The following is an 11,369-nucleotide window of genomic DNA, read 5'->3' on the forward strand; positions in this document are numbered from 1 at the left end:
TTTTTATGGGCAGATATTTTAAAACTGTCTCTTGAAGCTAATTATGATGATTATCTTGAAAAAAAATGATAATTAGACAGAAGTTCTCTTGTTCACATAGAGAACTTTATCTTCTTTTGTTTTCAAAATGAGAATTGCTGAGCGCATCTTAACAATCCTTGACAAAATGAACTTTGTGTGAGTTGCTTACCCAGAGGTAGATTAAGGCATATTTGAGGAGAATTTGCCATCTCAATTGTTAAGCAAAAATCGACCAAATGTTAAAATTTCGTAACTATTTTGATTGGCTGGCATCACCTGAAATGCCCACGCATATCACAAAATTGGCCAATTGTCAATAGCTTTTGAGATGCTCTCACCCTGAATATTGAATCGGTCGGCAACATCAAAATCACCAGTTAAAGTTTATGAAATTTCCCGTCACGCTCTACCAAGATGAAGAAGGATGGTACATTGTGGAATGTCCCATTATTCCGGGCTGCCTGAGTCAAGGTGAGACTCAAGAAGAAGCTCTACAAAATATCAAAGAGGCCATTGACTTATGTTTAGGAGTTAGAAAAGAAAAAGGTTTGCCTTTGACAATTATAAAACAGCAGGTTAGTCCTTGCTATTGCTCAACCCAACCCCTATTTTCCTAGATCAAAAATTTGTTGAAATAAATCCCAAAGTTCTCAACTCAATTGTCTTATTTTGACTTCTTCCCTTGAGATAGTTTGCGCTGGCAGAAAGCACCCAATCCCAATAAACCCAAGCCTAAAATTGTGCTAGGTTCAGGAACACTTTGCCCAGAAGAAAACTCTTGAGTATAGCTAAATTGAACTGCCTCACCAGGATTTAATGAGAATTCATACCCTATAGCAAAGCCTATATCCTGCACAGCACCATTGGGATCTGAACCACCTGTTGTAAAGAAATTATTTAGGTCAGGACCACTAAAAATTCCCAGAGATGATAGAAAGCCTAAAGGGGAACTTGTTCCAAATGTTACGCTAAAAGGTAAGGAACCAGTAGCAGTAGCACTACCGAATTTTTGACCAGAGGATGTAAAAACATCATTGATAGTCACAAATCCTTCTCCCAAAGGAATTCCCTGATCGGGATCGGCTGCAAAGAAATAACGAATAGTAGTTGTCCCACTACCATTATTCTTTAGCTCAACCTCTGTAGTTAACAAATCAGGTGCTGAAGCTATGTATGTTTGTGTGAAATCTATAAATGAATTGTATTGACCTGTAACCACAGCTGTAGAAGCTAAGGATGAAGTTACGCTGGAAATGGTTATATTGGGAGATAGTCCAGAATAGGATGCACGACCAAAAGTAGTATCATCGCTGCCAATTTGAAATCCATAATCAGATACAGGAGCACCGAGAAAATAATATTCTACACCTTGATAAACGAGGGAACTAATAGCACCAGTAAAATTATCTATACCTACCGATAAAGAACTATTACTGATAGAAACCGCTTCAGCAGATTGTGGGAAAACAGTCAGCATACTAGCCGCAAGGGTAAGACTGATAAGTGCTACCCCCCCCCGATGGAGTTTTTTATAAGTTTTGCTAATAACATAAGCACATACCTCTTAAAAAATGTGGTTCTGCCTGATTTATAATGTTTAATTCTGTAGATTTCAAGCCCTTGCCGTTAAATTTATCAAATCTTAACAATACTCTAATAAATTTATTAAATCTTAAAAATACTCTAAGTTACTTATAAAAATAAAGGTATGTTAGCGACAGCGTAACACGCCCTACTTATCGCTCTCTTACTCAAAGGCAGAAGCACTATCTTCCTCATGAATCGGCAAAATTCAGTAATACCATTTTTCTTTATTCGCGTCACAACGAATGAAGGTTTGGCAAGCATTCGAGCGTGGATGTCTGTCATGGATTTAGAAATTTGGTATGAAATAGCAATAGACCAAATCAGAGAGAAAAAATTAGCTATGGCAACTACATCCGAAGACGTATGGCGACTCTTAGCCGAATTAGCGACTGCTCAAGCTGAATTAACTGCCGCTCAAAAAGAAACTGACAAACAACTGAAGGAAGTTAGTCAGCAACAGAAGAAAACTGACAAACAACTCAAAGAATTAGGTCAGCAAATTGGGGGACTCGGTGCCAAATTCGGCAGCTTTACCGAAGGACTTGCCCTCCCTTCAATGGAAAAGATTCTCAGGCAACGCTTTGGTATGGAAGTTGTTAGTCCTAGTGTGCGAGTCAGTAAAGATGGAAAACACCTAGAAATTGATGTTCTTGCCTATACCAATGGTCAGCTAAATACTGCTTATATCGTCGAAGTTAAAAGTCATGCCAGAGAGGAGTCTATTTCACAATTAAAAAGTATTTTGCAACGGTTTCGCCGCTTTTTTCCTGAACACAAAGATAAAAAACTCTATGGCATATTAGCGGCGGTTCATGTATCCCCGGAATTACGGGAAAAAATTCTGCAAGAAGGGCTTTATGTGGCTCGGATTCATGACCAAGTATTTGAATTGGATATTCCCGATAATTTTCAACCTCGACTTTATTAAAAATTTAGATATAATACTAAATCCTGTTATTAAAGACTGATTATTTATTCCCCTTTTTGCATGAGTGCATGAGCAGAAAACGGGTTTCTCCGAGAAACCCGTTTTCTGTGCGTTACTCAACGGATTATAAAAGGACAGGGTTTCAAACCCAGGATTTGCGGTGATACAATAAAGTTAGGCCAAAATGCGATCGCAAGAGATAAAGCATGGTTCAAGCACCCATCGAACCCCAACTTTTCTATCCTGACTCCGACGGTAAACCTATGGCCGACAACACAGTTCAATATCGCTGGATTGTTCGCTTGGTTGCCAATCTCAGGTATTTATTTAAAGGGCAAACCGTCTTTGTCGCTGGAGATTTGCTCTGGTATCCCCAGCAGGTAACTGTACCCCCCGCTCCCCGTCAAGCTCCCGATGCCATGGTAGTTTTCGGCCGTCCACCGGGTGAGCGCGGCAGCTATAAACAATGGGAAGAAGACAATATTGCTCCCCAGGTAGTGTTTGAAATCCTCTCTCCGAGCAATAGTGCCAGGGAAATGCTCAAAAAGCAGTCTTTCTATCGGGAGTATGGGGTATTAGAAATGTTTTTCTATGACCCAGACTCCCATGATTTCTGGGGATTGGTGCGACCCAATCAGCAAGAGGATTTTTTCCCAGTAACGGCCTTGAATTTTCCTTGGACTTCCCCAATCCTAGGGATTCGGTTTGAGATGTTTGAAGAGGGTTTAGAGGTCTTTTATCCCAATGGGGAACGATTTAAAGACCCTGAAACCCTCTTTGAGGAGCGCAACCAAGCACAACAAGAGCGCGACCAAGCACAACAAGAACGCGATCGCGCTTTTGCCCGATTACGCGAATTGGGCATTGATCCGACACAGTTGTGACTATAATTAATCTTCAGCGGAGATACCGTCATCTTCCACCACCGCTTCGGTGATAGGAGAGGGGTGAATTTCCGTTAAGGGAGATAAATCGGCAGGGGGCGCGACCACGCGATCGAGTTTTAGGGTTAAATAACGAATAACCTCATCACTTAAACGCATGGCCCGTTCCATGGGGGCGACTTGTTTGCCGCTGGCCTGATAATTCATCTGCACATAGACACCATCATTGAGTTTTTTGATGGGATAGGCCAGACGTTTTTTACCCCACACCTTAACTTGAATGTCTGTGGCGCTGTGTTCGGTAATCAGAGTCCGATAACGTTCCACTTGTTGCTGAACGACTTCTTCCCCTAAATCGGGACGGAGAATGTAAAGAGTTTCGTAGTTATTGCTCATCTCAGAATCCTTATGGACTAGAAGGCTTCTTTGTCAAGACCAGAGGTTAATTGATTTTAATAACTCTCTAGCTTTTAATAAAGAAGCAAGGATATATGATCATACTACTATCCGAGAGTCGATCGCTAGTCATTCCCAGAAAAATATGGCGCAACGCTATGTACGAGTGAAACATCGTCAAGGACAAATCTTCTACGGACTGTTACAGCTAAACCGTAGCGTTGCCGTCTTTGATGCCCCTCCCTGGCAAGGAGGGCAACTAACCAAGCTAGAATTAGAACCCGATAGCTACCAACTATTAGCCCCCTGTTTCCCGTCGAAAATTATTGCCGTGGGCAAAAATTACCGCGCCCACGCCGCCGAGATGGGAACACCTGTACCGGAAGAACCGCTTTTATTTCTCAAGCCACCGACGACAATTATCGCCGACGGTGAAACGATTTTCTATCCGCCCCAATCGGAAAGAGTGGATTATGAGGGAGAATTGGCATTAATTATGGGAGAAACCGCCAAAAACTGCACCACAGCCCAAGCCAGAAGCAAAATCTGGGGTTATACCATTGCTAACGATGTCACCGCTAGGGATTTACAGAAAAAAGATAGCCAATGGACGCGGGCGAAAGGATTTGACAGTTTTTGTCCCCTCGGCCCCTGGATTGTCCGGGAATTGAGTATCGGGGCCCAATTAACCACTTTTCTCAATGATGGCAGCGAACCCAAACAAAGCAGTTATCTCAGTGATATGGTCTTTCCCCCCGATGTCTTGGTGGCTTATATCTCCCAAGTGATGACCCTGCTGCCGGGGGATGTGATTTTAACGGGAACTCCCGAAGGAATCGGACCGCTGCAGGTGGGGGATAAGGTTCGGGTGGAAATAGAAGGCATCGGGGTTTTGGAAAATAGCGTCATGGCAGCAGAAATCGATTAACGATAATTAACAATCCTAGCGAATACGGCGGGGTCTAGACTCGCCCCACCGACTAAAGCCCCGTTTATCTGCGATTGAGCCATAATTTCATCGATATTATCGGGTTTTACCGAACCACCGTACTGAATGGTTACTTCGGGATTATCTAATTGTTGCCGAATCAAACCGATAACGCGGTTCGCTTCCTCGCTTTCGCAGGTTTCTCCCGTGCCAATCGCCCAGATGGGTTCGTAGGCGATAACGAGGTTGTTTTGGTCAACATTGACTAAACCTGCTTGAATTTGCTTGATAATTACCTTTTCCGTTTCTCCGGCATCTCTTTGGGCTTTACTTTCTCCCACGCAGATAATTGGGGTTAAACCTTGTTTTTGGGCAGATATGACCCTTAAATTGACGGTTTCATCGGTTTCGCCGAAATATTGCCGGCGTTCACTGTGACCGATAACCACATAGTGAACCCCAATTTCGGTTAACATATCCGCCGAGATTTCGCCCGTATAAGCCCCCGATTTTTCCCAGTGGACATTTTGCGCCCCCAAGCGAATACGACCGCCGTGGAGGGTTTTAGAGAGGACAGCTAAAGCTGTGAAAGGCGCGCAAAGAACTACTTCTCGGTCGTCGGGGGTTTCCTCTAGATGGGATTTAAAATCTTGCAAAAACTCCAAAGCTTCTCTCTGGGTTTTGTGCATTTTCCAGTTACCTGCAATAACAACTTTCGGCACAGCTTAATTAATTTAGTAGATTTGATAATTTATGGTACATTTTACTCTAAGCCTTTTTGTTACCCTAAGCAAGATCACCGATAATCGCTGTTTGTCGTGAACAGATTTCTTTAATACTTTTACCCGTACCTAGGGTTTGCTGAATAAATCTAAAAACTTTGTTTGATAAGGCTTTTAGACTTTTTTGACCTCAAAAAGTGCCTACCATTGGAGGGATCGGGGGTAAAATTCCTGGACTTTTTCCCTGAAAATTAGGTAACTGACCACCTCAAAATCGGTAAAACCCCACACCCGTTCGGACTTCGGCGTGAGCTCAGTCGAACGCTGAGCTCACGGCCGAAGCCCACACCCCAAACCCTGCCCCCACGAAAAACTTTTTGCCGCAAACCCTACCTATGCCCTAATCCCCTACCAAATCCTCATGCGAACCTTAGCGATCGGCGATATTCATGGTTGCTCGAAAGCTCTAGATCACTTACTAGAGATTGTCAACCCCAAACCGCAAGATACTTTAATCACCCTCGGTGATTACGTTAATAAGGGCAGAGACTCGAAAGGGGTGATCGATCGCCTGATTTCCCTACACAAACAGGGAAATTTGATTCCCCTCAAGGGTAATCACGAGATTATTATGCTGCAAGCCCGTCATAACCCCCTTAAACAGCGTCTCTGGTTAGAAAAAGGCGGTAAAGCTACTCTAAAATCCTATAGCGAAGGCCACCTGATTAAAATTCCCGAATCTCACTGGGATTTTTTAGGAAAAGTCTGTATAAATAGCTACGAAACTGCAAATCATTTATTTGTTCACGCTAGTCTCGATCCCCATCTACCCCTGGCCAGACAACCAGAATACAAACTCTTTTGGGAGAAATTTCAATATCCCGCCGCCCATAGTTCGGGAAAAACCATGATTTGCGGTCATACCAGCCAAAAAAGCGGTAAACCGGTTAATCTCGGCCATGCCATTTGTATTGATACTTGGGCCTACGGCCAAGGCTGGTTAAGCTGTTTAGATGTGGAAACGGGGAAATTGTGGCAGGTTAACCAGCGAGGAAATTTTCGGATTAGCCATATTCAAGATTATTATCGTCCATCCTCTCTAGGTCAGGACATTAAGGACGGTTCGCCGATTTTTGGCGGTTCACTTTTGTCGAGAGCGGCAGCAATAACATTTAAGGGCAAATAACTGGGGTAAACTCCCTCGCGAGCGCGTTCAATATCCGTTTCCTCTAGGGGAATTTGGTATTTAATCGCAATTGCCTTGAGGATATCGCCGCGATCGATCACCCCCGCTACGGCGGAGGCTGGTGTTAACACCGTGATCATGCGGTCCGGGATAGTTTCCAATTTCTGCACCACTGTCACTAAGGGGGTTTTTTCCTCAACAGTGGCAATTTCGGCGAGGGGATGGGCAAGATCAAGCAGTTGTTTTTCTGACCAGAAACTCCGCTCGATCGCCTGTAAATCTTCCACCCGAATTAATCCCCGATAACGCCCCTCGGAAGCGGCAAAATAAGCAGTATTGGCAGCCGCTCGGTCTAAAACGTATTCTTGGGCGAATTCCTCTAGGGTTTGATGGGCATTTAAAACCCGCAAATGTCTGCTCATCACCTCTCCCGCCGTGAAATTGAGGAGACTTTCCTGTAAATTAGTTAAATTATCGTAGGCGCGGGCATTTCTGAGGATAAACCAGCCGATTAATCCTAACCAAGCACCCTCCACAGCTGCCGTTAAGAGAACCAAGAAAATCCCCAAAATAATCCCCAACCAACCGATGAATTGACCACTGATCGCAGCCCAATGTAAACCTTTCCAGCGATCGCCGGTCGCTTGCCAGACCATTGCTTTTAAAATTTGACCCCCATCGAGGGGTAAACCGGGGATAAGATTAAATAGAGCCAAAAACAGGTTAATTATCGCTAAATGATCGCATATATAGGTTAAATTGGCGTTTAAATAGGGTAAGTGACTGGCCAGGGAGAGGAGACAAAACAGGAGAAAACTGACGAGGGGTCCAGCGATCGCTACTTGCAGGGCCTGGGGAGGAGTCCGCGATTCTCGCTCGATCGAGGCCATACCTCCAAAGAGAAACAGGGTAATGGAATTGACCTCGATGCCTTGGCAACGAGCCATGAAACTATGACCTAATTCGTGGAGTAAAACCGAGATAAACAGCAATAAAGCGATGATTAAACCAAGTAACCACGCTAAACCGAAACTCTGGCCGGCCAGAGACTGAATTTCTGCATCGGTGGCATTGAGCAGGGTGACAAAAGCCAAAATCAGAAACCACGAGGAATCAATATAGAGAGGAATGCCTAATAAAGAGCCGATTCGCCAATTTGTACGCATAATTTTCGGTGGGGAAGTGGGAAGTGGGAAGTGGGGAAGTGGGGAAGTGGGGAAATGGGGGAATTCAACTAAAACCCGAAAACCCTAAAACCCTAACCCCTTTTAGGACATTTGGAAAATAAAAGTCATTTTGTCCCCTTTACCGAGGGAAATGCGATCGCCTGCCCGAAGACGATGACGATTGCCGGAGGGTAGGGGATTGTGATTAACGTAGGTTCCGTTGGCGCTGCCCGTGTCTTCAAGGTAATAGATGCCCCCTTCGACGCGGATATCGCCATGAACCCGGGAGACGATGTCAGAATCGGGAAAACCGGAAACATCGATATCGGGGGGAATGCGATCGTTAGGTTTGCCGATATGAATTACCGATAGATGTAGGGGTAATTCAATTTTGCTATCGGTTTGTAGGTGCTGGAGACTGGCCATTTCCGTCTGCAAGCGGGTGGCGGCCGGAACCGGTGGGGGGGCAACAGGAGGAGGTGCGATCGAGGCGCCGGTGGCTGTAGGGACCGGTGGGACGGGTTCAGGTTCAGGTTCCGATTCGGCCTCGGCTGCTACCATGGGGGCAGAATTAGGCTGTAAATTGTAGCCACACTGACCACAAAAGGTGGCATCAGTTTGGATGGTTGCCCCACAACTAGGACAGGAAGACATCCTCGGTAAGGGGGTATAACAGGCCTCGCATTGAGTGGCCTCATCGGGGTTAATATGTTCGCAATTAGGACAAACGATCATTTTTAAGGAAAAAGTAAAAAGGAAAAAGTAAAAAAGCAGATTAGGGGTTGAGTGTTGGAGTGTTGGGATGTTGGGATGTTGGGGTGTTGGGGTGTTATACCAAATTTCTAAATCCATGACAGACATCCACGCTCGAATGCTTGCCAAGCCTGCATTCGTTGTGACGCGAATAAAGAAAAATGGTATTAGGATTTTGGGGTGTTAGGGTTTTAGTTGAAATTCCCCCATTCCCCCATTTCCCCATTCCCCCATTCCCCCTATTCTCTAGACAAAAGAGGAACCAGCGGCCGCATCGAGTAACCAATATAATTCCCCGGCCGGGGGGTGGATGAGACGAGAAGGATAGGAGAAAGGGTCGCCATAAGCAGAGAAAATCTCATGTAGAGCGGGGCGTTTACTTTCGCCGGCAGCGATAAAGATCACACAACGGGCCTGATTGATCAGGGGAACGGTAAAAGTTAAGCGGGGATTGCCGTCTTTCTCGCCGACGGTGATACAGCGATCGCTCACCGTTAAAGCTGCCGTGTGGGGAAAGAGGGAGGCAGTGTGACCATCATCGCCCATTCCTAACAAAATCAGGTCAAAAACGGGAAAATCGGGAGAATTGACCCCAAACCATTGGCGGAGATGATCATCGTATTTTTGGGCGGCCAGGTGAGGATCGGGGTCATCCGTGGGCATAGGATGAACATTAGCGGCCGGGATCGGTATGCGATCGAGCCATGCTAATCGGGCCATGCGTTGATTACTGTCGGGATGATCGGGACTAACGTAGCGCTCATCCCCCCAGAAAACGTGAATTTTTGACCAGTCGAGGGGTTGAGAGGATAAAGCTTCGTAGAGAGGTTTCGGGGTACTACCGCCAGAAAGAGCGATCGTAAAATATTCCTGTTGGTCGAGGCTGGTTGTGATTTTTTCCAGAACCAGCGCCAGAGATTTTGCGATCAGAGCTTGTTTATCAGCTAAAACTTCCACCAATTTCTGCATGGGTTTTGTTATCAACTCAGGGGGCTGTCTTTACTATAGGCTAACCATTCAGGACTCATCTGAGAGCTTGGGAAAATTTTATTCTTTGGCAGCCTCTGTCTTAGGGAAGAGATCTGGGGAAAACCTCGTCTGAGAGCTTGGGAAAATTTTATTCTGTGAGAGGGATAGGTTTACCGATGCCATATTGAGGTAATATTTCTAGAGTCGATTCTCGAAAGGGGTTGACAAGCAGAACGATTTAACGTAGGGTTTAGCGGGAGGTTGAGCGAGAGTTAATTAGAAATTGCAGTTTGTCAGAGTGCCTCTCGGCAAAATCCTTCTGGGAACCCCCAGCGAGAACTTTTAAACAGACTAATGAATCTATTCATTGACATACCATTACAGAAACAGCGATGAACAGCTTTACTTCTTTGTCCCTGAAATTAACGGGATTGGTTTTCATTCTTTCCTTCCTTTTGGATGGGTTTATCCTGCCGCTGCCCTATCAATTCAGTCAATCCCAATGGCAGGTAGGGTTCGTCACCACCTTTGTTGATCGAGGAATTGTTCCTCTCCTCGGTATCGTTCTCGTTTTAATCGCTTACTGGATTGACGCTAACAATAGAGATGTCATTACTAGGAAATCCCGCTTTGAATTGCGTTGGCCGATCTTTATTTTTTCCACCCTGTTAGGTTTAGTTTTTCTGTTGATGATTCCCGTTCACATCAATAATATCAACCAGATTAAAAACAACGCTTTGACTCAAATTGAACAGGGTGTTGACCAGGGGGAGGGACAAATTCAAGCTTTCTTAGCCCAGATAAATACTCTATCGCAAAATCCCCAACTATTAGACCAGCAAATCTCTCAGAGAACTCAAGTGATTGAAACTGGTCGTTTTCAAGGACAACCGATCAACACGGAACAGTTACAAACCCTTCGTCAACAAAGAGAGCAATTAACTAATTTACGCGATTTATCCAAAAGCCCGAAGGAATTTAAACAGAAATTAGATGAGATCAAAAATCAGCTACAAACTCAGCTGCAAGAGCGGCGAAAACAGGCAGAAAGCCAAGCCAACTTGGAGGCTTTGAAACAGTGGTTAAGAATTGGTATTCAAAGTATGTTGCTATCGATTTGCTACAGTTTGATCGGTTGGTTAGGCATTCGAGAACTAAGTAGTGTGAAAAAACGCACCGCTTAAGTAGGGGATTTATCTTAAATGATGAAGCATAAAGTTTTCGTTTTCGGGAGCCAAAATTCAGGACTCAGCAGACGAGCGCAGACAACAGCATACTTCATCCTTAGGATTAAAGCTGTAAATACTTAGATATTCAGTGACCAAGAGCATCAGCAAATGATGCTCTTTTATTTTGGCTCTTCTCGACTTTGTGTGATAATTTTTGCTTATGGAATCGTGAAATGCTTATCGTGTAACACTTTTAGGACTATTTTGTCGAAGAAACTATCAGTATAGACCTCGTTTCCACACAGAAACCAGAAGAGCCTTATTTTTTATTAAACCTCTTGCATAATTAGGGTTTGCTGAATAAATCTAAAAACCTTGTTGGATAAGGCTTTTAGACTTTTTTGTGGTCATATAGTGGCGAGCCTGGGCGTGGGTGGGGGGGGGTTGGTGGTTGGGGGGGGCGGCGGGGGCGGGGAGGTATATTAAGAATATTTAGATAAAATATAATATTTATTTGGTATAGATTGATCACACAAAAAGACAACCCCTACCCACCCAAAAAATAATACGGCAACCCCCCTGGAAAAGATGTAAAGATTTCAAACAAAGTCACCCACAGTCATCGGTTTGTTTGTAAATTTAGATACAGAATTATCAGGG

The 11,369-nt window shown here is 44.5% G+C and carries 12 protein-coding genes; 6 read left to right on the forward strand and 6 right to left on the reverse strand.

What is annotated here, in order from left to right; genetic code table 11:
- Positions 1-407: 407 nt before the first annotated feature.
- Positions 408-638: a type II toxin-antitoxin system HicB family antitoxin gene (locus tag ACOCD9_RS14210; RefSeq protein WP_419547828.1), complete on the forward strand. Its 231-nt coding sequence runs from the start codon at positions 408-410 to the stop codon at positions 636-638.
- 47 nt (positions 639-685) lie between these two features.
- Here the strand turns inward: ACOCD9_RS14210 and ACOCD9_RS14215 are convergent, their stop codons facing one another.
- Positions 686-1,498: a PEP-CTERM sorting domain-containing protein gene (locus tag ACOCD9_RS14215; RefSeq protein ID WP_287700798.1), complete on the reverse strand. Its 813-nt coding sequence runs from the start codon at positions 1,496-1,498 to the stop codon at positions 686-688.
- Between the two features lie 450 nt (positions 1,499-1,948).
- On the opposite strand from ACOCD9_RS14215, the gene ACOCD9_RS14220 reads away from it, so the two are divergent.
- Both ACOCD9_RS14220 and ACOCD9_RS14225 read left to right on the forward strand, forming a co-directional pair.
- On the forward strand, positions 1,949-2,536 hold the full coding sequence (locus ACOCD9_RS14220; RefSeq protein ID WP_287700802.1) for a DUF3782 domain-containing protein: 588 nt from the start codon (positions 1,949-1,951) through the stop codon (positions 2,534-2,536).
- 206 nt (positions 2,537-2,742) lie between these two features.
- Entirely contained in the window at positions 2,743-3,420 is a 678-nt protein-coding gene (locus tag ACOCD9_RS14225; RefSeq protein WP_287700796.1) for a Uma2 family endonuclease, read from the forward strand.
- 6 nt (positions 3,421-3,426) lie between these two features.
- On the opposite strand, the gene rpsF is transcribed toward ACOCD9_RS14225, so the two are convergent.
- A complete protein-coding gene (gene rpsF / locus ACOCD9_RS14230) occupies positions 3,427-3,816 on the reverse strand; it encodes a 30S ribosomal protein S6 (RefSeq protein WP_287700795.1) in 390 nt (129 codons plus the stop codon).
- A 145-nt stretch (positions 3,817-3,961) separates the two neighbouring features.
- On the opposite strand from rpsF, the gene ACOCD9_RS14235 reads away from it, so the two are divergent.
- Positions 3,962-4,744, forward strand: a complete 783-nt coding sequence (locus ACOCD9_RS14235; RefSeq protein ID WP_043997825.1) for a fumarylacetoacetate hydrolase family protein — start codon at positions 3,962-3,964, stop codon at positions 4,742-4,744.
- On the opposite strand, the gene tpiA is transcribed toward ACOCD9_RS14235, so the two are convergent.
- Positions 4,741-5,466, reverse strand: coding sequence for a triose-phosphate isomerase (gene tpiA, locus ACOCD9_RS14240; RefSeq protein WP_287700793.1), 726 nt, complete (start codon positions 5,464-5,466; stop codon positions 4,741-4,743). The two genes, ACOCD9_RS14235 and tpiA, sit on opposite strands and share 4 nt — an antisense overlap.
- Positions 5,467-5,887: 421 nt before the next feature.
- On the opposite strand from tpiA, the gene ACOCD9_RS14245 reads away from it, so the two are divergent.
- Positions 5,888-6,652 carry a metallophosphoesterase family protein gene (locus ACOCD9_RS14245; protein WP_419547829.1) on the forward strand — a complete coding sequence of 255 codons (765 nt, stop codon included), beginning with the start codon at positions 5,888-5,890 and terminating at the stop codon, positions 6,650-6,652.
- Here the strand turns inward: ACOCD9_RS14245 and ACOCD9_RS14250 are convergent.
- The 3 genes from ACOCD9_RS14250 to pgl all read right to left on the reverse strand — a co-directional run bounded on the left by ACOCD9_RS14250 (position 6,571) and on the right by pgl (position 9,540).
- The gene (locus ACOCD9_RS14250; RefSeq protein WP_419547830.1) at positions 6,571-7,818 is read right to left on the reverse strand and encodes a site-2 protease family protein; all 1,248 of its coding nucleotides are present in this window, start codon (positions 7,816-7,818) and stop codon (positions 6,571-6,573) included. The genes ACOCD9_RS14245 and ACOCD9_RS14250 overlap by 82 nt on opposite strands.
- A 102-nt stretch (positions 7,819-7,920) precedes the next feature.
- Positions 7,921-8,553 (reverse strand): FHA domain-containing protein, encoded by a 633-nt coding sequence (locus ACOCD9_RS14255; protein ID WP_419547831.1) that lies wholly within the window; start codon positions 8,551-8,553, stop codon positions 7,921-7,923.
- A 264-nt stretch (positions 8,554-8,817) separates the two neighbouring features.
- Positions 8,818-9,540 carry a 6-phosphogluconolactonase gene (pgl, locus tag ACOCD9_RS14260; protein WP_194016033.1) on the reverse strand — a complete coding sequence of 241 codons (723 nt, stop codon included), beginning with the start codon at positions 9,538-9,540 and terminating at the stop codon, positions 8,818-8,820.
- 392 nt (positions 9,541-9,932) lie between these two features.
- Here pgl and ACOCD9_RS14265 point away from each other — a divergent pair, with 392 nt between their 5' ends.
- The gene (locus ACOCD9_RS14265; RefSeq protein WP_287700786.1) at positions 9,933-10,724 is read left to right on the forward strand and encodes an HpsJ family protein; all 792 of its coding nucleotides are present in this window, start codon (positions 9,933-9,935) and stop codon (positions 10,722-10,724) included.
- The last annotated feature ends 645 nt before the right edge of the window (positions 10,725-11,369 follow it).

The organism is Microcystis sp., from assembly GCF_048564745.1.
Taxonomy (GTDB): Bacteria; Cyanobacteriota; Cyanobacteriia; order Cyanobacteriales; family Microcystaceae; genus Microcystis; species Microcystis ichthyoblabe_A.

What these genes read in the sequence shown, in the direction of transcription:
- ACOCD9_RS14210 (WP_419547828.1), top strand. Translation starts at nt 408, where the DNA reads ATGAAATTTCCCGTCACGCTCTACCAAGATGAAGAAGGATGGTACATT.
- ACOCD9_RS14215 (WP_287700798.1), bottom strand. Translation starts at nt 1,498, where the DNA reads ATGCTGACTGTTTTCCCACAATCTGCTGAAGCGGTTTCTATCAGTAAT.
- ACOCD9_RS14220 (WP_287700802.1), top strand. Translation starts at nt 1,949, where the DNA reads ATGGCAACTACATCCGAAGACGTATGGCGACTCTTAGCCGAATTAGCG.
- ACOCD9_RS14225 (WP_287700796.1), top strand. Translation starts at nt 2,743, where the DNA reads ATGGTTCAAGCACCCATCGAACCCCAACTTTTCTATCCTGACTCCGAC.
- rpsF (WP_287700795.1), bottom strand. Translation starts at nt 3,816, where the DNA reads ATGAGCAATAACTACGAAACTCTTTACATTCTCCGTCCCGATTTAGGG.
- ACOCD9_RS14235 (WP_043997825.1), top strand. Translation starts at nt 3,962, where the DNA reads ATGGCGCAACGCTATGTACGAGTGAAACATCGTCAAGGACAAATCTTC.
- ACOCD9_RS14245 (WP_419547829.1), top strand. Translation starts at nt 5,888, where the DNA reads ATGCGAACCTTAGCGATCGGCGATATTCATGGTTGCTCGAAAGCTCTA.
- ACOCD9_RS14250 (WP_419547830.1), bottom strand. Translation starts at nt 7,818, where the DNA reads ATGCGTACAAATTGGCGAATCGGCTCTTTATTAGGCATTCCTCTCTAT.
- ACOCD9_RS14255 (WP_419547831.1), bottom strand. Translation starts at nt 8,553, where the DNA reads ATGATCGTTTGTCCTAATTGCGAACATATTAACCCCGATGAGGCCACT.
- pgl (WP_194016033.1), bottom strand. Translation starts at nt 9,540, where the DNA reads ATGCAGAAATTGGTGGAAGTTTTAGCTGATAAACAAGCTCTGATCGCA.
- ACOCD9_RS14265 (WP_287700786.1), top strand. Translation starts at nt 9,933, where the DNA reads ATGAACAGCTTTACTTCTTTGTCCCTGAAATTAACGGGATTGGTTTTC.